The sequence below is a fragment of the Micromonospora sp. Utrum1 genome (assembly GCF_057197805.1).
This window is the reverse complement of record NZ_CM170071.1, coordinates 6,635,942-6,653,847: the sequence shown is the minus strand read 5'-3', so window position 1 is coordinate 6,653,847 and position 17,906 is coordinate 6,635,942. Positions and strand designations below refer to the sequence as shown.

Annotated in this window: 16 protein-coding genes; 8 read left to right on the top strand and 8 right to left on the bottom strand. The window is 72.6% G+C overall.

Going from position 1 to position 17,906, the window contains the following annotated elements; translation table 11 throughout:
• Positions 1 to 21: 21 nt before the first annotated feature.
• The 3 genes from AC0OLQ_RS31270 to AC0OLQ_RS31260 form a co-directional block, all read right to left on the bottom strand.
• Entirely contained in the window at positions 22 to 291 is a 270-nt protein-coding gene (locus AC0OLQ_RS31270) for a hypothetical protein (protein WP_357339058.1), read from the bottom strand.
• A gap of 211 nt (positions 292 to 502) precedes the next feature.
• Positions 503 to 733 (bottom strand): DUF397 domain-containing protein, encoded by a 231-nt coding sequence (locus tag AC0OLQ_RS31265; protein WP_357339060.1) that lies wholly within the window; start codon positions 731 to 733, stop codon positions 503 to 505.
• A 69-nt stretch (positions 734 to 802) separates the two neighbouring features.
• Positions 803 to 1,783 (bottom strand): helix-turn-helix domain-containing protein, encoded by a 981-nt coding sequence (locus tag AC0OLQ_RS31260; RefSeq protein WP_484529168.1) that lies wholly within the window; start codon positions 1,781 to 1,783, stop codon positions 803 to 805.
• Positions 1,784 to 1,987: 204 nt separating this feature from the next.
• Between AC0OLQ_RS31260 and AC0OLQ_RS31255 the strand changes: the two genes are divergently transcribed.
• On the top strand, positions 1,988 to 3,253 hold the full coding sequence (locus AC0OLQ_RS31255; RefSeq protein WP_484529167.1) for an MFS transporter: 1,266 nt from the start codon (positions 1,988 to 1,990) through the stop codon (positions 3,251 to 3,253).
• Between the two features lie 57 nt (positions 3,254 to 3,310).
• Here AC0OLQ_RS31255 and AC0OLQ_RS31250 read toward each other — a convergent pair whose 3' ends face one another.
• The gene (locus AC0OLQ_RS31250; protein ID WP_212832488.1) at positions 3,311 to 3,553 is read right to left on the bottom strand and encodes a mycoredoxin; all 243 of its coding nucleotides are present in this window, start codon (positions 3,551 to 3,553) and stop codon (positions 3,311 to 3,313) included.
• A gap of 92 nt (positions 3,554 to 3,645) precedes the next feature.
• On the opposite strand from AC0OLQ_RS31250, the gene AC0OLQ_RS31245 reads away from it, so the two are divergent.
• The 3 genes from AC0OLQ_RS31245 to AC0OLQ_RS31235 all read left to right on the top strand — a co-directional run bounded on the left by AC0OLQ_RS31245 (position 3,646) and on the right by AC0OLQ_RS31235 (position 6,704).
• A complete protein-coding gene (locus tag AC0OLQ_RS31245; protein WP_484529166.1) occupies positions 3,646 to 5,799 on the top strand; it encodes an ATP-dependent DNA helicase UvrD2 in 2,154 nt (717 codons plus the stop codon).
• Positions 5,800 to 5,929: 130 nt separating this feature from the next.
• Entirely contained in the window at positions 5,930 to 6,184 is a 255-nt protein-coding gene (locus AC0OLQ_RS31240; RefSeq protein WP_484529165.1) for a hypothetical protein, read from the top strand.
• Between the two features lie 154 nt (positions 6,185 to 6,338).
• Positions 6,339 to 6,704, top strand: coding sequence for a WhiB family transcriptional regulator (locus AC0OLQ_RS31235; RefSeq protein ID WP_073828771.1), 366 nt, complete (start codon positions 6,339 to 6,341; stop codon positions 6,702 to 6,704).
• A 297-nt stretch (positions 6,705 to 7,001) separates the two neighbouring features.
• Here AC0OLQ_RS31235 and AC0OLQ_RS31230 read toward each other — a convergent pair whose 3' ends face one another.
• The 3 genes from AC0OLQ_RS31230 to AC0OLQ_RS31220 all read right to left on the bottom strand — a co-directional run bounded on the left by AC0OLQ_RS31230 (position 7,002) and on the right by AC0OLQ_RS31220 (position 9,821).
• The gene (locus AC0OLQ_RS31230) at positions 7,002 to 8,348 is read right to left on the bottom strand and encodes an ABC1 kinase family protein (protein ID WP_357339071.1); all 1,347 of its coding nucleotides are present in this window, start codon (positions 8,346 to 8,348) and stop codon (positions 7,002 to 7,004) included.
• A gap of 10 nt (positions 8,349 to 8,358) precedes the next feature.
• Positions 8,359 to 9,459, bottom strand: a complete 1,101-nt coding sequence (locus tag AC0OLQ_RS31225; RefSeq protein ID WP_484532485.1) for a TOMM precursor leader peptide-binding protein — start codon at positions 9,457 to 9,459, stop codon at positions 8,359 to 8,361.
• A gap of 194 nt (positions 9,460 to 9,653) precedes the next feature.
• On the bottom strand, positions 9,654 to 9,821 hold the full coding sequence (locus AC0OLQ_RS31220; RefSeq protein ID WP_012014940.1) for a DUF5679 domain-containing protein: 168 nt from the start codon (positions 9,819 to 9,821) through the stop codon (positions 9,654 to 9,656).
• 479 nt (positions 9,822 to 10,300) lie between these two features.
• Here AC0OLQ_RS31220 and AC0OLQ_RS31215 point away from each other — a divergent pair, with 479 nt between their 5' ends.
• Positions 10,301 to 10,831, top strand: coding sequence for a M48 metallopeptidase family protein (locus AC0OLQ_RS31215; RefSeq protein ID WP_484529164.1), 531 nt, complete (start codon positions 10,301 to 10,303; stop codon positions 10,829 to 10,831).
• Positions 10,832 to 11,456: 625 nt separating this feature from the next.
• Positions 11,457 to 12,059 (top strand): hypothetical protein, encoded by a 603-nt coding sequence (locus tag AC0OLQ_RS31210; RefSeq protein WP_484529163.1) that lies wholly within the window; start codon positions 11,457 to 11,459, stop codon positions 12,057 to 12,059.
• A 298-nt stretch (positions 12,060 to 12,357) separates the two neighbouring features.
• Here AC0OLQ_RS31210 and AC0OLQ_RS31205 read toward each other — a convergent pair whose 3' ends face one another.
• Positions 12,358 to 13,560 carry a zinc-dependent metalloprotease gene (locus tag AC0OLQ_RS31205; RefSeq protein WP_484532484.1) on the bottom strand — a complete coding sequence of 401 codons (1,203 nt, stop codon included), beginning with the start codon at positions 13,558 to 13,560 and terminating at the stop codon, positions 12,358 to 12,360.
• 184 nt (positions 13,561 to 13,744) lie between these two features.
• Here AC0OLQ_RS31205 and AC0OLQ_RS31200 point away from each other — a divergent pair, with 184 nt between their 5' ends.
• On the top strand, positions 13,745 to 14,758 hold the full coding sequence (locus AC0OLQ_RS31200; protein WP_484529162.1) for a YlbL family protein: 1,014 nt from the start codon (positions 13,745 to 13,747) through the stop codon (positions 14,756 to 14,758).
• A gap of 123 nt (positions 14,759 to 14,881) precedes the next feature.
• Positions 14,882 to 17,863: a UPF0182 family membrane protein gene (locus AC0OLQ_RS31195; protein WP_484529161.1), complete on the top strand. Its 2,982-nt coding sequence runs from the start codon at positions 14,882 to 14,884 to the stop codon at positions 17,861 to 17,863.
• Positions 17,864 to 17,906: the final 43 nt, after the last annotated feature.

Sequence of the window (17,906 nt, the reverse complement as noted above, 5' to 3'; positions counted from 1 at the left end):
ACGACGGACGTCAGTGGCGGGTCAACTGCTGCCCCATTGGTAGGGGTGACGTGGGTGCAGGTCCTCGATCGGCAGCACCTTGACCCGCTGCCGTCCGGCCCGGACGGGCCCCACGGTGGACAGCGCCCGGGCGAGCAGCAGCGCGGCGTCCCGGTCCTCGGCGTGCACGACCTGGCGGCGTGGTTCCGGCGTGCTGGTCTCGTCCCGCAGGCGACCTCCGCCGGCCCAGGCGGCGGCGATGTCGGTGTCGGCGGCGGCACGGATCTCGGTGCGGACGATCAGGAACCGCATGGTGTCCCCCGGTACGGACGGACGGATGCACGCTGCAACTTCCACGTTCACTCTTGCGTCATGTTACGCCGGAGCGTCGTCCCAGCAAGTGAAACTCGCCTATCATTGGTGGGCGTCGACCGATCGGGTGACCCCAGCTCAGGACGGTTGTCGGCGGTGGATGCGCAAGGGGCCGCCGGCGCCACGCCGACGGCCCCCGAAGCTCGCCGGATCAGTTCAGGTCGAACTGGCCGTTCTTCGCGCCGGCGATGAAGCCGAGCCAGCCGGCCCGGTTGAACAGCAGCACCGGCCCGCGCGGGTCCTTGCTGTCGCGCAGCGCGACGGCCGCCGGTCCGGTACGCAGCGGTGCGATCTCCACGCAGTTCGAGGTCTGGCTGCGGGTGCTCTTGCGCCAGGCGGCGCGGGTGAACTGCTCGGACGAGCTGTTGCGGATCTCGTTCATGGTTCTGCTCCTGGTCTGGAGTGCTCCGATGGGGACGAGTGACGCCGCAGGCCGGACGGTCCCCGTGGATCACCGGTCCGTCGTCAGGCGCCCCGAGCCGCGGCGGCGCTGGGGCGGCGCCGTTGCCGGCCCGAACGCCACTGTGGACTCGACTGCCGTGCCGGTCAGCCGTCCCGTCGCCTCGATCAGCCATGAGAGGGTGTCCGATGCGGAGAGCGCCGCCGAGCTCAGCCACTCGAACACCACTTTATAGCGATTTAGGGTGTTTGCCTCGGTTGACATGACGTCGGTGAACCCACCTTCGATGGCCAACGTCTCCGGATCGAGCGGATCGGCGAACCGGTAGACCGAGAAGGCGGTCGGCGGGAGGTACCAGTCGCCGACTCGGGTGTCGCGCAGCAGCAGGTGCAGCGTCACGTTCGGCAGCATGGCCAGCTCGCAGAGATGGACGATCTGCTCGTGCAGCACCTCGGGCGGGCCGGCCCGGCGGCCGAGCGCCGCCTCCTCCAGCACCGCCGTGTAGCGCGGCGCGTCGGGCGAGCGGGTCAGCAGCGACTGGCGGGCCTGACGGGCGCGTACCTCGGTCTCCGGGTCCTCGATTTCCAGGTCGCCGGCCTCCTCGGCCACCTGGGCCGCGGACATGATCCGGTGCCGGGCGTACCCGGGCGTCTGCAACAGGCCCGGCACCAGCACCGGGTTGTACTCGGAGATCTCCGCGCACCCCGCCTCCAGCTCGGCGAAGCCGCGCTGCTGCTGGGTCATCACCGGGAAGTTGCGCAGCCAGCCGCGCATGTCGCCGGCCTCCTGGGTGATCCCCAGCAGCTCCGCGCGCAGGTCGTCGTCCGCGCCGTAGAGGGTCAGCAGGACGTCGACGTCGTCCGGGTCGGGGCGGCTGCGGCCGTTCTCCAGGCGGGACAGCTTGGACGCGGAGGCCCAGCCGATCCGTTCGATGACCTGGTCGCCGGTGAGACCGGCCTGTTCACGCAGCCGGCGCAGTTCGGTGCCGAGCCTGCGACGGCGCAGGATCGGGCCTGGTGCGGCAGGAGGCACGGTGTCCTCTTTCCCGTCGACCGTCGCGGGGCGCGGCGGTAACTGTATGAAATTCGCCCCCCACGGTCAGTATGGACGGCGCGACCGGTGCCGGAAGGGTCCGGCGTGGGCGTGTCACGCGAGAAAAAGAGGACTGTGGAGGGGTGCCTTCAGCGGCGCCCGCCCCCGACGCGCCGACAGGCGCACCCCGCCGGAGGGAACCCGATGCGCACCGTCCTGCGCCGCCCCGACTTCCGCCTGCTCTTCGTCGCGCTGCTGGCCAGCATGGCGGCCGAGTCGATCCTGCTGCTGGCCCTGGCCGTCTGGGTCAAGGACCTGACCGGGTCGGACGGCATGGCCGGGGCGACCATCTTCGCCGTCATCGCGCCGATGGCGCTGGCCCCGCTGGTCGGCTGGGTGGTCGACCGGTGCCGCCGCCGGCCCTTCTTCGTGGCCGCCAACCTCGGTACGGCGGTGCTGCTCTGCCCGCTCTTCGCGGTCCACGACCGCGCCGACGTCTGGGTGATCTACGTGGTGGCGGCGCTCTACGGACTGTCGTACATCACGTTGAGCGCGGTGCTCAGCGGGCTGATCCGGCACCTGGTGCCGAGCGAACTGCTCGCCGACGCCAACGGGGTGCTGCAGACCGTCCGGCAGGGGCTCCGGCTGGTGGGCCCGCTGGCCGGGGCCGGGCTCTACGCCACGGTCGGCGGCTGGCTGCTGGTCGCCCTGGCCATGACCGGCTTCCTCACCGCCGCGGCGGTGGTCGGCGTGCTCCGGGTCACCGAGACCACCCCGGCCCGGTCCGCGCGCCGCTGGCCGGCCGGGCTGGGCGCTGGGGTCCGGCACCTGGCCGGCGACCCCGCGCTGCGTCGGGCCCTGCTCGGGTACGGGCTGGGCTCGTTGATGATGGGCTTCACCGAGTCGCTGATCTTCGCGTACGTCGACCTGGGGCTGGGCCGGGACGCCGCGTTCGTCGGCGTGCTGGTCACCGTGCAGGGGGCCGGTGGGCTGGTCGGCGGGGTCTTCTCGGCCACCGTGGTACGCCGGGCCGGTGAGGTGGGTGCGCTCGCCGCCGGGGTGACCTTCTTCGGGCCGGCCGCGCTGGCGCTCGCGTACCCCCGGCTCTGGCTCGGCGTGGTGGCCCTGCTGCTGGCCGGCGTCTCCCTGCCGCTGACCATGGTCGGGCTGAACACGCTGATCCAGCGGCGGACCCCGCCGGGGCTGCTGGGCCGGGTCGCCGCCGCCTCGGAGGCGCTGGTCAGCGGCCCGCAGGCGGTCTCCATCGGGGCCGGCGCGCTGCTCGTCGGCGTCTTCGACTACCGCCTGCTCTTCGCCCTGGTCGGAATGACCACCACGGCCGCCGGCCTCTACCTCTGGCGCGGCCGCCGGCTCACCGCGCCGCGACCCGTCCTGGTCCACGTTCCGGCCCCCCGCCGCCCGCTCGACCGGGAGGTGTTCGCCGCGACCCGCCGCCGCGAGGCCCCGTGAGACGCGACGAGCGGCCACCCCGTGGGGGCGGCCGCTCGTGGCAGGGCGTGTGTCGGGTCAGCCGGGGAGGCTGGCCAGGTGCTGCTTGACCTGGGTGATCGAGGGGTTGGTCAGGGCGCTGCCGTCGTCGAACCGCAGCGTCGGGACGGTCTGGTTACCGCCGTTGACGCCCATCACGAACTCCGCGGCCTTCGTGTCCTGCTCGATGTCGACCACCTCGTACGCGATGCCCTCCCGGTCGAGCTGCGACTTCAGCCGGTGGCAGTAGCCGCACCACGAGGTGGAATACATCGTCAACATGGTCAGGTCCTCCAACGGTCTGGCTCCCGCCCGGCCCGATCAGGCCAGGCTAATCGCTGCAACATCGCCGGAGGCTGGAATGATTCCTCGCTGTGGTGGTTCACTCAGCGGCGGAACGGGTGCTGGCCGGCCTCGACCCGGAGCAGCGGTCCGCGGTGACCGCCCCGGCCGGCCCGGTCTGCATCCTGGCTGGCGCCGGGACGGGCAAGACCCGGGCGGTGACCTCCCGGATCGCCCACCGCGCCCTCGCCGGCGACATCTCCGCCCGGCACGTGCTGGCGGTCACCTTCACCGCCCGCGCCGCCGCCGAGATGCGGGCCCGGCTCACCGCGCTGGGCGTGGGCGGCGTCCAGGCCCGCACGTTCCACGCGGCGGCGCTGCGCCAGGTCCGCTACTTCGCGCCCCGGCTGCTGGAGGGGCGGGCCATGCCGGAGCTGCTGGACAGCAAGGTCCGGGTGGTCACCCTGGCTGCCGCCAAGGTGGGCCTGCGGGCCGACCGGGCCGCCGCCCGCGACCTGGCCGGCGAGATCGAGTGGGCCAAGTCGTCGCTGGTCGAGCCGGGTGAATACGTGGTGGCCGCGGCCAAGGCGCTGCGCGAGACCCCGCACGAACCGGCGAAGGTGGCCGAGGTCTTCGCCGCGTACGAGCGGCTCAAGCGCGGCAACGGGGTGATCGACTTCGAGGACATGCTGCGCGCCGCGGTCTGGGGGATCGAGGAACACGCCGACGTCGCCGAGCAGGTCCGCGGCCAGTACCGGCACTTCGTCGTCGACGAGTACCAGGACGTCAACCCGCTCCAGCAGCGGCTGCTGGACGCCTGGCTCGGCGGCCGGGACGACGTCACCGTCGTCGGCGACGCCAGCCAGACCATCTACTCGTTCACCGGGGCGACCTCGTCCTACCTCGTCGACTTCCCGCGCCGCTACCGCACCGCCACGGTGGTCCGGCTGGTCCGCGACTACCGCTCCACACCGCAGGTGGTCGGGCTGGCCAACGCGGTGATCTCCCAGGCCCGGGGCGCCGAGGCCCGGCTCCGGCTGGAGCTGCACGGCCAGCGTCCGGCCGGCCCGGAACCCGAGCTGCGGATCTTCACCGACGAGCCGGCCGAGGCGAACGCGGTCGCGGCCCGCTGCCGAGCGCTGATCGACGGCGGCACCCCGGCCCGGGAGATCGCGGTGCTGTTCCGCACCAACGCGCAGTCCGAGGCGTACGAGAAGGCGCTCACCGAGGCCGCGGTCCCGTACGTCCTGCAGGGCGCGGAGCGCTTCTTCGAGCGCCCCGAGGTGCGCCAGGCGATGGTCGCGCTGCGCGCCGCCACCCGGTCGATCCCGGGGGAGACCCCGCTGCCGGCCGCCGTCGTGGAAGGGCTCGCCGCGGTCGGCTGGGCGCCCGACGCGCCCCCGCCGGGCGGGGCCGCGCGCGAGCGGTGGGAGGCGCTCGCCGCCCTGGTCCAGCTCGCCGAGGAGTACGCGGCGACGCCCGAGGTGGTGCCGATCGGCGAGGCCGTCGCGATCGAGCGCCCGGTCACCCTGGGCGACTTCAACGGGGAGCTGGCCCGGCGGGCCGCCCAGCAGCACGTGCCCACCGTGGAGGGGGTGACGCTCGCCTCACTGCACTCGGCCAAGGGCCTGGAGTGGGACGCCGTCTTCCTGGTCGGCTTGGCCGAGGGCACCCTGCCCACCACCTACGCGAAGACCCCCGAGCAGGTCGAGGAGGAGCGGCGGCTGCTCTACGTCGGGATCACCCGGGCGCGGGAGTGGCTCTGGCTGTCGTACGCGGCGGCCCGCTCGCCCGGTGGCCGGGCCCGGCGGCCGTCCCGGTTCCTGCCGCAGCTGGACCGCTCCGGCGGCGGTGAGCGGGCCGGGGCCGGCGCGGCCCGGCGCACCGAGCGGCGGCGCACCCAGGTGGTCTCCTGCCGGATCTGCGGCGCCACCCTGCTCGCCGGGGCGGACCGGAAGCTGGGCCGCTGCCCGACCTGTCCGTCCGACCTGGACGAGGAGCTGTACGAGCGGCTGCGCGAGTGGCGGCAGCGGGTGGCCGGGGCGCAGAAGGTGCCGGCGTACGTGGTCTTCACCGACGCCACGCTCACCGCGCTGGCCGAGCGGAGGCCGGGCCGCACCGAGGAGCTGATCGCGATCGCCGGAATCGGCCCCCGCAAACTGGGCCTATACGGCGATACGGTGCTGGCCCTGGTGGCCGGTGCGGGGGTGGACGAGGTCTGCCCGCAGAAAAGTTTCGAAATCTAGCCGTAAATCGTTTGCCCTCGCCCGGAGGCGAGGAATAGCCTCAGGACACACCTCGCGAGCGGCGCCATTCTGGCTGCTCACGGGGGATGAGTCCATGGTCGGCACGAGGAAAGACAGGGAGGTGGCACCCGTGGAGATCTTCACCTATGAGCGTTCGGCGGCGATGCCAGCTGCCTGCGTTCCGCTGTCGTCCGTCCGGGTGGCCCTTGCCGCTCGACCGTCGACTCCGCTGGTGCACCAGGCCCAGGTTCAGGCCGAGCTGAACCTGACCGTGGCGCCGCTGGCGGCGATCGAGGGGACCAGTGGCTTCACGGGCATGGGCATCGGCGACGTCAACAAGCGCACGGATGTCCGCGGCGTTCCACCTCGAGGTAGACCGGTCTGATCCAGACCACCGGCTCACCTCGAGGCCGCGGAACCCGCACACCGGGATCCGCGGCCTCAGTTTTTTTGCACCGCACTTGCAATGCCGAAGTACCTGCCGAAGTACGTCGGAAAAGCGATCCACGAGATCGAAGTGAGAGAGAGGTGACCGGAGGATGAGTCTGGCGTTGGCCCCACTCGATGTGAGCGTCGAGGTGGAGGCGAACCTGCCCTGCCGGAAGTTCGACCCCGACCTGTGGTTCTCCGACTCGCCTGCCGAGCTCGAGCTGGCCAAGTCGCTCTGCGGGGACTGCCCGCTGCGCGTCGAGTGCCTCGCCGGCGCGGTGGAGCGGGCCGAGCCCTGGGGCGTCTGGGGCGGCGAGATCTTCGAGCGTGGCGCGGTCGTCCCGCGCAAGCGGCCCCGTGGCCGTCCGCGTAAGGAGGACCTCGCCCGTGACGCCCAGCTCCGGGTCGAGGCGGAGGCGCGACTGGCGGCCAGTGGGCTGTCCGAGTCGCGTAGCGCCGTCCGGCTGGCAGCCTGACACAACCCCGTTCCAACGTCCCCGCCGGTGATCGTCACCGGCCACGAGAAAGTCGAAATCATGCTGCACCTGCCGAATGGAACCGAGATGCAACTACTCCACGAAGCGTTGTCCCGGGCTCGAATGCGCCGGCCTCAGGCCGGCACCACCACGAGCACTGAGGCAACCCGTTCCGCCCGTACCGTCGCCATGCGCAGCCGCAGCCAGTCGGCTCGCGACCTGGGCGCTCTCTAGATCCCTACACCACTGAAGGGGCGGTGACCGAGATGGTCACCGCCCCTTCGGCGTCTGTGCCGATCAGCCCACCGGGGCGAAGCCGGGCAGCCAGCGCTCCAGGATGGCCCGGTACGGCGCCTTCGCCTCCAACTGGCAGAGCACCCCGATCGAGCCCAGCGTCACCCGATGGATCATCAGGTACGACGGGGGCAGGTTGAGCTGCCGGCTGAGCTGGTAGGTGGGGGAGCGCGGACTGGCCAGCCGGGCCGCCTGGGCGCGCAGCCAGGCCCGGGTGAACCGGAACTCCTCCGCGGCGATCGGCTCCAGCATCGGCCGGAGGAAGTCCAGCACCCCCTCGGCGTCGATCGGCTCGGTGGAGCTGACGAAGCCCTCGTCGCGCAGCCCGGCCACCACCGCGTCCGCGTCGTCGCGCAGGGCCAGTGCGGCGATCCGGCCGATCGGCTCCGGGGTGCCCTCCGGCATCCGGGCCACCGCGCCGAAGTCGATCACGCCGAGCCGGCCGTCCGGCAGCAGCCGGAAGTTGCCCGGGTGCGGGTCGGCGTGCAGCAGCCCGGCCCGCATCGGCGCGGAGAGGTGCAGTTCGGCCATCAGCCGCCCGGCCTCGTCGCGCTGCTCCTCGGTGCCCTCCCGGATGATCTGCGACAGCGGAATGCCCTCGACCCACTCGGTGATCAGCACCCGGGGCGCGGCGTCGAGCACCTCGGGGATGTAGATGTCCGGGTCCCCGGCGTACGCGGCGGCGAAGGCGCGCTGCGACTCGGCCTCCAGCTCGTAGTCCAGTTCCTCGGTGATCCGTTCGCGCAGCTCGACCAGGAGCGGCTTGACGTCCAGCCCGGGCTGGATCGCCCGGAACATGCCGCCCAGCCGGGAGAGCTGCTTCAGGTCGGCGAGCAGGGCGTCACCGGCGCCCGGGTACTGGATCTTCACGGCCACGTCCCGGTGGCGCGGGCCGCCGTTCGGCCCGTAGCCCGGGTCGCGCCAGACCGCGCGGTGCACCTGGCCGATGCTGGCCGCAGCGGCCGGGGTGTCGTCGAACTCCACGAACCGGTCCCGCCAGTCCGGCCCGAGCTGCTCGACGAGCACCTTGTGCACGGTCGCCGCGGGCAGCGGCGGGGCGGCCTCCTGAAGCTTGGTGAGCGCCTGCCGGTAGGGAGCGGCGATCTCCTCCGGCAGCGCCGCCTCGAAGACCGACAGGGCCTGACCGAACTTCATCGCCCCGCCCTTGAGCTGCCCGAGCACGCTGAACAGCTGCTCGGCGGTGCGCTGCTGGATCTCGGCGGAGATGACGTCGGACGCGAGCCCGGTGACCCGCTTGCCCATGCCGAGGACGGTCCGACCGGCGAAACCGAGCGGCAGAGCGGCGAGCTTGGCGGTCCGGGACACGGCCCGGCGCGGGATGTCGGTCACCCGGCCATTGTTACCGACCGGACGGGCCCGCTGCTGCCGTGCGGCCGGGAGCGGGTGCGGCCGACCGGATCGGGCGACGCCCGGAGCACTCGCAGGAGGGGTGCGGCGGCCACCGCCGGTGCCGGAACCGGCCGGGTTGCCGGATTTCGACCGCGCACCCGAGGGTCTCCGGCGTGCCCCCGTCGAGCTGGGTCAACGCCTCGGCGGCCGCGTAGGCCGCCGCGGCCAGCCGGGTGGCGGCCGCGCAGGCCCGGTCGCCGTCGTCGGCCGCGAGCTGGGCGGCGAGCGCCGGCCAGTCCGGGTCGCGGTCGGTCCGGTGCAGGTCGAGGCAGTGCAGGCAGGGGCCCGCCGGCGGGCGGACCAGCGGACCGACCACCGGCACGCCGCCGCGCAGGTCGACCAGGAGATGTGGCTGGCGGCGTTGCGCGTGACCGGCGGCGAGCAGGGCCGCCGGGCGGTCCGCGCCGAGCTGGACCACCAGGTCGGGCCGCCCCGCCCGGAGCGGCCCGGTCGCCGTGCCCGGCGCGCACCGCGCCAGCGCCGCGCGGACCGCCGGGGCCAGCGGACGGCCCAGCTCCGCGCCGGCGAGGCCGGTCCCGACCAGGTCACCCGGGCGGACCGGGCCGGCCAGCGCGGGTACGACATGCCCGACGCCGGCCTGCGCCAGCGCGACGGCGACCGCCGCGCCGAGCCGCCCGGCCCCGGTGACCAGCACCCGGGCCGCCCGACGGCGGCGCAGCAACCGGGCCGGCGTGCCCGGCAGGGCGGGCGTGGCCAGGGCCAGGGCGTCGGCCTCCGCGGTGAGCCGGGCCCGGGCCGGACCGGTGAGGTCGCGGGGGAGCAGGCTCTGCGCGGGTACGACGAGACCGGCGGCCCGGAGCGTGTCGAGCAGCACCCGGGCCTCCTCCGGCGGGACCCGCGCGGCGGTGGCGGCGGCGACCACGGCCCGTTCGCTCCGGGTGCCGTCCAGCAGGTCGAGCAGGCGGACGGCGCCCGGGCTGGTCACCTCGAGCAGCACGGCCGGGCCGGGTTCCACCCCGAGCTGGAGCGTGCGCCGGTCCCGCCAGAGCCGGGTCAGGCCGGGCAGCAGCGTCGGACGCGCGAGGGGCATCGGGTCGGTCACACCACGAATCGTGACCGTGTCGGCGCTCTGCGTCGATCGTTGTCCACAGGTGCGCCGGGCTGTGGCCAGCGTTGTCCACAGGGAAACCCCGGTTGTCCACAACCCGCCGGTAGCCGGTGTCGGCTACACGACGGGGGAGGGACGGCCGCCGGCCATCCCTCCCCCGTGCGACCCGGGACGGGTCAGACCTTGGCCTTGCCCAGGATGCGGTTCACTGTTGTGCCGCAAACCGGGCACTTGCCCTTGGCCATGTTCATGCCGGTCTTCGAGACCTCCACGCGGCCCTCGAAGTCCCGCTTCTCCTTGCACTTCACGCAGTAACCGTTGTAGGTCTGGGCCTGGTCGGCCACGGTAGCCCTCCTCGTCTCGTCCGCCGGACGCCTCCGGCGGGTTTCCCTGCGGCGGGCCACGAGTGGCGCCGGCGCCGGGGGGTTTCCCGCGATCACTCACGTGACCGCTGGTTGGCGGACCCTACCCAGGTCTGGGCGGTTCCATGTCAGCTGTGCGTCGACTCTGTGAGGAAGTCGACGACGAGAGTGTGCATGCCGCGTTACGTCGGATAAGTCAGTTTCGCGGGGACACGCCGGGTGAATGCCCTCAGATCCCCCTTCGGGCGGCCCCCCGGGGCGACAGTCCGTCGTAGATCACCTAACGTTGACCGGGGCCGGTAGGTGATGGTCAACTCCCGTCGCTAAAGAAATTTTTCAGGACTCCTGACGACCAACCCCCATTTTCCGGGCGCGTGTCGCAGTGTTGACTCTTGCGGACCCCTGGTCAGTACGCATTAGCTTTCCCTCGTGACAGTCAATCGAGGCTGCGCGGACCGGTGATGGCCGGGACGCGGAAGCCCGTCGTCGAAGTACGGCGCAGCCAGCGCCGGCGGCGCACGGTGTCCGCGTACCGCGACGGGGAGCGCGTCGTGGTGCTGATCCCCGACCAGTTCTCCCGGGCCGAGGAGAGCGAGTGGGTCGACCGGATGCTGGCCCGGCTCGCCGCCCGCGAGGGCCGGCTCGCCCGCTCGGACGCCGAACTGCTGGCCCGGGCCAGCCGACTGATCAACCTCTACCTGCCGGAGCACGGGCTGACCGTCGCCCCGGCCAGCGTCCGCTGGGTGACCAACCAGAACGGCCGCTGGGGTTCCTGCACCCCCGCCGACCGCACCATCCGGATCTCCCACCGGATCCAGGACATGCCCGACTGGGTCATCGACTACGTGCTGCTGCACGAACTGGCGCACCTCATCGTGCCCAGCCACAACGCCGAGTTCTGGGCCCTGGTCGGCCGCTACCCGAAGACCGAGCGGGCCCGCGGCTACCTGGAGGGCGTAGCCGCCACCTCCGGCGTCCCCCTAGCCGACTGACCCCCGGCCTCCCACACCCCCGCTTGTTGCTGCGTCGATCATGAGGTTGGCGGTGTGGTTCGCCCCTTTTATCGCAACCAACCTCATGATCAGCGAGCCGAGTCGAGCGATCTTGGCGACTTTCCGAACGGAAAGTCGCCAAGATCGAGGGCTGGGGCATGGTTGCGGCGATTCGGCGTGGTGCGGGCGATTGGGTGCCGGTGGCGGCCCGCGGAGTGCCCGGCGCGGGCGCGGCGGCCGGAGGGGGTGCGGGTACAGCTCGGCCTGCTGCCGAGCGGAGCAGGGATGCCGACCTCATCCACCTCGGCCGGGCTGGGGCGGCGGCGGCCGAATGTGTCCGTGGCGGCCCGCGTGCCGGACGCAAACGGTCGGTGGGTGGAACGCCATGGGTGTCTCGCGGGCTCTGACACACCCATGGTGTTCCACCGACGGGTTGGCGGTGCTGGTCGGCCAATCGCGGAACCGGGCATGCGGAGTCGCACCGGCTGGGGCCTGGACCGGCGACGGGTAACCCACCGGCGATGCTCGCCGTCGCCCCGTCGCCCCGTCGCCCCGTCGCCCCGTCGCCCCGTCGCCCCGTCTCCACGTAGTAGGGGTGGGGCGGGTAGCGGGTTAGGGTCGTCGGGTGGTTCGACGTGTGGTGGTGGCGTTGCTCGGCCCGGTGACCTGGACGCCTCCGGGGATCGATCCGACGCGGTGGCGGAGCGCGCTCGCCGAGGACGTGGTGGACCTGCTGGCCACCCTCAACGAGGTCGAGACCGCCGTGGCGGTGACGCCGGAGGACCGCTGGTTGGCTGACGCGGTGGTCTGGCCCGGCACGGCCGTGCACGAGGTGCCGGAGCCCACCGTCGGCGCGGTGTTCGCCACGCTGACCGGCTACGACCAGGCGGCGGTGGTGGCCGCCGACGCGCCCGACGTGCCGGGCCTCACCCTGGGCAAGCTGCTCCGGCCGCTGTCCAGCCGTCCGGTGGCGGTCGCCCCCGTGGAGGGGAGTGGGGCGGGGCTGCTCGGGGTGGCCGCCCGGCTGCCCGTACCGGAGTGGTTGCCGGCGCTGGACCTGGACACCGCCGCGCCGGCCGAGGTGCGTGCCGCCGCGCCGCGCCCCGGGGACGTGGCGGTCACCGCCGGCTGGCGCCGGCTGCGCGGCCCGGCCGACCTGGCCACCCTCGACCCGGCCTTCGAGGGCTGGGAGGCCACCCGGGCGCTCCTCTCCGGCCAGCCCGGCTGACCCGCGGACGCGCGGTTCGACTGCGGGATGACCGACGCCGCCGAGGCCCGGTGCGGCAGGCGCTGACCGATGCGCCGGCGGCAGCACGGCGGGCGGGCTGGCCGAACGCGCCTGGCCGCACGGCGAGGGCGGGCTGGTCGAGCGCCGGGGGCAGCACGGCGGCGCGGGTCGGTCGAATACGCCGGGCAGCACGGCGAGGGCGGGCTGGTTGAACGCCGGGGGCAGCACGGCGGGGCGGGCTTGTTGAACGCGCCGGGGCCCGCACGAGCGTTCGTGCGGGCCCCGGCGGCGGGCGGCGTCAGGACTTGTCGTCGTCCTCGCCCGGGGGCTGCTCCTCCGGCGCGCCGGGCGCGGTGAAGTCGAAGTTCGCCAGCTCCTCGTCCAGGTCGTTGGTGGTCGCGGCGAACGCCTCCGGGTTGGCGAAATCCTCGTCGGAGGGGAGCAGGTCGGGGTGGCCCCAGACCGCGTCCCGGCCGGCGATCCCGCGGTGCTCGGTGAGTGCCGACCAGAGCACGGTGGCCTCGCGCAGCCGGCGCGGCCGCAGCTCCAGGCCGACCAGGGCGGCGAAGGTCTGCTCGGCCGGACCGCCGGCGGCGCGGCGGCGGCGGAACGCCTCGCCGAGGCGCACCACGTTGGGCAGCCGGTCGCCCGCGGCGCTGTCGACCACGTGGCACACCCAGCCCTCGACCAGGGCGAGCACGGTCTCCAGCCGGGCCAGCGACGCCTTCTGCGCCGGGGTGTCCTCGGGCGTGAAGATGCCCTCCAGGGCGATCGCCTGCATCGACTCCGGGTCGGTCGGGTCGACCCGGCCCATCGCCTCCTCGATCGCCTCCCGGTTGACCCGGATGCCGGCGGCGTAGTTCTCCACCGCGGTGAGCACGTGCCCGCGCAGCCACGGGACGTGCTGGAAGAGCCGCTGGTGGGCGGCCTCGCGGAGGGCCACGTAGAGGCGTACCTCGTCCTCGGGCAGTTCCAGGCCCTCGCCGTACGCCCGGATGTTGGCCGGGATGAGCGCGGCGGTGCCGGCGGGGCCGAGCGGCAGGCCGATGTCGCCGGCGGAGAGCACCTCGGCGGCGAGCGAGCCGAGCGCCTGGCCGAGCTGGCCGCCGAAGAGCGCGCCGCCCAGCGTGGCGACCATCGACTGCATCGGGCCGAGCTGGGCGCGGGCCTCCGGCGGCACCAGGTCGCCCATGGCGCCGACCATCCGGCTGGCCACCGGGTCGCAGAGCTTGCGCCACACGTCGAGGGTCTTGTAGATCCACTCGTTGCGGTTCCAGGCGACCGAGCTGCGGATGCCGGAGGGCCACGAGGTGGCCGGCTCCAGCCAGAGGTCGGCGATGCGCAGCGCCTCCTCGACCGCGTTGCGTTCGAACGGCGAGACCGCCGGGTCGCCGGCTGCGGCGAGCTGGCTCGCGGCCACCTGCCGGGCGAGGTCCCAGTTGACCGGACCGCTGCCCGGCGCGGAGAGCAGGTGCTGCAACTGCGACATGAACTGCTGCATCTGCGCGGGATCGTTGGGGTCTGGTGGTTGCCCACCCGGGAGCGCGAAGCCGAACGGAATATCAGGCACGACGTCTACGGTACGCGGGCCCCGCCGCAGGTCGTGTGCGTCGCCGTTCCGCTGAGGGCGAAGTCCCGCGGTCACTGCGCCGGACGTTCCGGGCCGGATCGGTACGCTCTGGCGCATGAGACGTCGCGGCGTGACCGTACTCCTCGGTGCACTGCTCACCGCCCTGCTCAGCGTCGGCGTGCTGAGTGTGCCCATCCCGTACGTGGTGCTCGGTCCCGGTCCGACCGTCAACACCCTGGGCAGCGAGGACGGCAAGGAGATCATCCAGGTCACCGGCCGGTCGACGTCCACCTCCGCGGGGCAGCTCCGGCTGACCACGGTCGGCGTGCAGCCCACCGTCCGGCTCCGCTCGGCGCTGGCCGGGTGGTTCTCCAAGGACGAGGCGGTGGTGCCGCGTGAGCTGGTCTACCCGCCGGGGGAGTCGCAGGAGGAGGTCGAGCAGCGCAACGCCGAGGACTTCCAGAACTCGCAGACCAGCGCCGAGACGGCGGCCCTGCGCGAGCTGGGCTACCCGATCCGGGTGCTGGTGAAGGCGGTCACCGGGGGCGGCCCGTCGGTCGACGTGCTCAAGCCCAACGACGTGATCACCTCGGTCGACGGCCAGCCGGTGACCAGCGCGGCCCGGCTCACGGAGCTGATCCGGGCCAAGCCGGCCGGCACCGCGCTGAAGATCGGCTACACCCGCGGCGGGGCGCCGGCCACCGCCACGGTGACCAGCCGCGAGCAGGACGGCCGGCCGCGCATCGGCATCGAGATCGACCAGCAGCAGCCGCACCCGTTCACGCTCAAGATCGACCTTGGTGACATCGGCGGCCCCAGCGCCGGGCTGATGTTCGCCCTCGGCATCGTCGACAAGCTGGAGCCGGCCGACCTGACCGGCGGGAAGGTCATCGCCGGCACCGGCACCATCGACGACGAGGGCCGGGTCGGCCCGATCGGCGGCATCGCCCAGAAGCTGGTGGGCGCCAAGGAGGCTGGCGCGAAGGTCTTCCTGGTGCCGGCCGACAACTGCGCCGAGGCGGTCCGCAACCCCCAGCCCGACCTGCCGCTGCTCCGGGTGGCGTCGCTGGACGACGCGCTGACGGCGCTGGAGAAACTGCGCGCCGGGGGGCAGCCGACCCGCTGCTGACCGGTCACGCCGGGTCACCGGACGATCGTGACGTGACCTTGACCCGAGGTATTCAGGAACACCCCGTACTCTGGGTGCCTGGTCGGAGCCGATCACATCGAGCGTGCGGAGCCAACAGTGGTCATGCGTAGCAGCCCCCTGCCGAGGATGAGCCGGCGCGGACGCGTCACCATCGGGGTCCTGATCGGGGTGTTCGTGCTCTTCACCCTGCTCGGGTGGGGGGTCAACGCGTGGACCGACTGGCTCTGGTTCGACGAGGTCCGCTACACCCAGGTCTTCACCGGCGTCCTCGCCACCCGCCTGCTGCTGTTCCTGATCATCGGGCTCAGCATGGCGCTGATCATCGCCGGCAACCTCTGGCTGGCCCACCGGCTGCGACCGCAGCTGCGCCCGCACTCCGCCGAGCAGGCCACCCTGGAGCGCTACCGGATGCTGCTGAGCCCCCGGCTCGGCACCTGGATCGCCCTGGCCGCCGCGGTCATCGGCCTCTTCGCCGGCCTCTCCGCGCAGAGCCGGTGGGGCCAGTGGCTGCTGTTCCGCAACGGCGGCAGCTTCGGCGTGAAGGATCCGGAGTTCGGCGTCGACGTCGGCTTCTACGTCTTCCAGCTGCCGTTCTGGCGCTACCTGCTCGGCGTGGGCTTCACCGCGGTGGTGCTCGCCCTGCTCGGCGCGCTCGCCGTGCACTACATCTTCGGCGGGGTGCGGCTCCAGGGCGTCGGGGACCGGATGACCAACGCCGCCCGGGCCCACCTGAGCACCCTGGTGGCCGTCTTCGTGCTGCTCAAGGCCATCGCGTACGTGCTGGACCAGCGGGCCATGCTGCTGGAGTACAACGAGGGCGCCAAGCTCTACGGCGCCGGCTACGCCGACATCAACGCGCTGCTCCCGGCGAAGGAGATCCTCGCCTGGATCGCCGTCGTGGTGGCCGTCGCGATCATCGTGTTCTCCAACGCGTGGATGCGGAACCTGGTCTGGCCCGGCATCGCGCTCGCCCTGCTCGGCGTCTCGGCCGTGGCGATCGGCGGCATCTACCCGTGGGCCGTGCAGACCTTCGAGGTCAAGCCGAGCGCCCGGGACAAGGAGGCGCCGTACATCGAGCGCAGCATCGAGGCGACCAGGTCCGCCTTCGGGCTGACGGGCACGAAGAACACCGACTACGCGGCGAGCAACCTCGTCCCGCCGGCCAGCCTGGCCACCGACACCTCAGTGGTGCAGAACGTCCGGCTGCTCGACCCGCAGCTGGTCTCCGAGACGTACACGCAGCTGCAGCAGGTCCGGGGCTTCTACGACTTCGGCCCGAAGCTGGACATCGACCGGTACGCGAACGCCGGCAAGACCTCCGACTACGTGGTCGGGGTCCGGGAGATCAACTACGGCGAGCTGACCGACCAGCAGAGCAACTGGATCAACCGGCACACGGTCTACACCCACGGCTACGGCCTGGTCGCCGCCCCGGCCAACCAGGTGGTCTGCGGCGGTCAGCCGTACTTCGTCTCCGGCTTCCTCGGCGAGAAGGCGCAGGAGGCTTGCTCCTCGCAGACCGAGCAGATCCCGGCCCAGCAGCCGCGGATCTACTACGGCGAGCGGATGGAGCCGGACGACTACGCGATCGTCGGGCAGACCGGTGACCGGAACGTCGAGTTCGACAAGCCGACCTCCACGGGTGGCGAGCAGTACTACACCTACACCGGCGAGGGCGGCGTCGAGATCGGCTCGTTCACCCGCCGGCTGCTCTACGCGATCAAGGAGCAGGAGTCGAACTTCCTCCTCTCCGAGGCGGTCAACGACGACTCGAAGCTGCTCTACGTGCGCAACCCGCGGGACCGGGTGGAGAAGGTCGCACCGTTCCTCACCCTGGACGGGGACCCGTACCCGGCGGTGGTGAACGGCCGGGTCCTCTGGATCGTCGACGGCTACACCACCGCGGCGACCTACCCGTACGCCGAGCGGGTCAACCTGCAGGCCGAGACGGCCGACGAGCTGACCGGGCGGGGCACCTTCCAGCTCGCCCGGGAGAACGTCAACTACATCCGCAACTCGGTGAAGGCGACCGTCGACGCGTACGACGGCACGGTGAAGCTCTACACCTTCGACGACGCGGACCCGGTGCTGAAGGCGTGGAACAAGGCCTTCGGCGGCGACCTGGTGCTGCCCAAGGGCGACATCCCGCCGGAGCTCGCCGACCACTTCCGCTACCCGGCCGACCTGTTCAAGGTGCAGCGCAACCTGCTCACCAAGTTCCACGTCACCGACCCCGGCGACTTCTACTCCGGCCAGGACTTCTGGCAGGTGCCGAACGTGCCGGACGCGCCGGACAGCGGGCAGAAGCAGCCGCCCTACTACCTCTTCACCCAGTTCCCCGGGCAGGAGGGGCCGCGCTTCCAGCTCACCGCGGCGGTCACCCCGAACGGGCGGCAGAACCTGGCCGCGCTGGTCTCCGGGTCGTACGTCGACGGGCAGCCGAAGCTGGAGGTGCTGGAGCTGCCGGACCAGACCCGGATTTCCGGGCCGGCGCAGGTGCACCAGCAGATGACCAACAACGGCGACATCCGGCAGCAGCTCAACCTGCTCTCCTCCAACCAGGCGCAGGTGCAGTACGGCAACCTGCTCTCGCTGCCCTTCGCCGACGGCATGCTCTACGTCGAGCCGGTCTACGTGAAGAGCAGCAACCAGGACGCGTACCCGCTGCTGCAGAAGGTGCTGCTCTCCTACGGCGACGGCGGCTCGTACGTGGTGCTGGCCAACAACCTGAGCGACGGCATCAAGCAGCTCGTCGAGCAGGGCAAGCGGCCGGCCTCCGGCAACCCGCCGCCGCCCACCGACGACAAACCGCCGACGACCGGCGGCACCACCACGCCGGTGCTCACCGGTGAGCTGGCCGAGGCGGCCGGCAAGGTGCAGAGCGCCATCGTCGAGGTCAAGGCCGCGCAGGCGTCCGGTGACTTCGAGCGGTACGGGCGGGCGCTGAAGGCGCTGGACGAGGCGATGGCCGCGTTCCAGCAGGCGCAGGCGGCGGCCAACCCGACCCCCGCTTCGAGCCCCAGCGGCAGCCCCTCGGCGTCGCCGCCGGCCTCGCCCTCGGCCTCGCCCACCCCGAACGGCTGACGCCGAGCCGACCACGCGAGCCCGTGGTCCGTGACCCGTAACG

Bases quoted from the DNA above. Each gene is read 5' to 3' on its own strand.
- AC0OLQ_RS31270 (WP_357339058.1), bottom strand. From the start codon at position 291: ATGCGGTTCCTGATCGTCCGCACCGAGATCCGTGCCGCCGCCGACACC.
- AC0OLQ_RS31265 (WP_357339060.1), bottom strand. From the start codon at position 733: ATGAACGAGATCCGCAACAGCTCGTCCGAGCAGTTCACCCGCGCCGCC.
- AC0OLQ_RS31255 (WP_484529167.1), top strand. From the start codon at position 1,988: ATGCGCACCGTCCTGCGCCGCCCCGACTTCCGCCTGCTCTTCGTCGCG.
- AC0OLQ_RS31250 (WP_212832488.1), bottom strand. From the start codon at position 3,553: ATGTTGACGATGTATTCCACCTCGTGGTGCGGCTACTGCCACCGGCTG.
- AC0OLQ_RS31235 (WP_073828771.1), top strand. From the start codon at position 6,339: ATGAGTCTGGCGTTGGCCCCACTCGATGTGAGCGTCGAGGTGGAGGCG.
- AC0OLQ_RS31225 (WP_484532485.1), bottom strand. From the start codon at position 9,459: ATGCCCCTCGCGCGTCCGACGCTGCTGCCCGGCCTGACCCGGCTCTGG.
- AC0OLQ_RS31215 (WP_484529164.1), top strand. From the start codon at position 10,301: ATGGCCGGGACGCGGAAGCCCGTCGTCGAAGTACGGCGCAGCCAGCGC.
- AC0OLQ_RS31205 (WP_484532484.1), bottom strand. From the start codon at position 13,560: ATGCAGCAGTTCATGTCGCAGTTGCAGCACCTGCTCTCCGCGCCGGGC.
- AC0OLQ_RS31200 (WP_484529162.1), top strand. From the start codon at position 13,745: ATGAGACGTCGCGGCGTGACCGTACTCCTCGGTGCACTGCTCACCGCC.
- AC0OLQ_RS31195 (WP_484529161.1), top strand. From the start codon at position 14,882: ATGCGTAGCAGCCCCCTGCCGAGGATGAGCCGGCGCGGACGCGTCACC.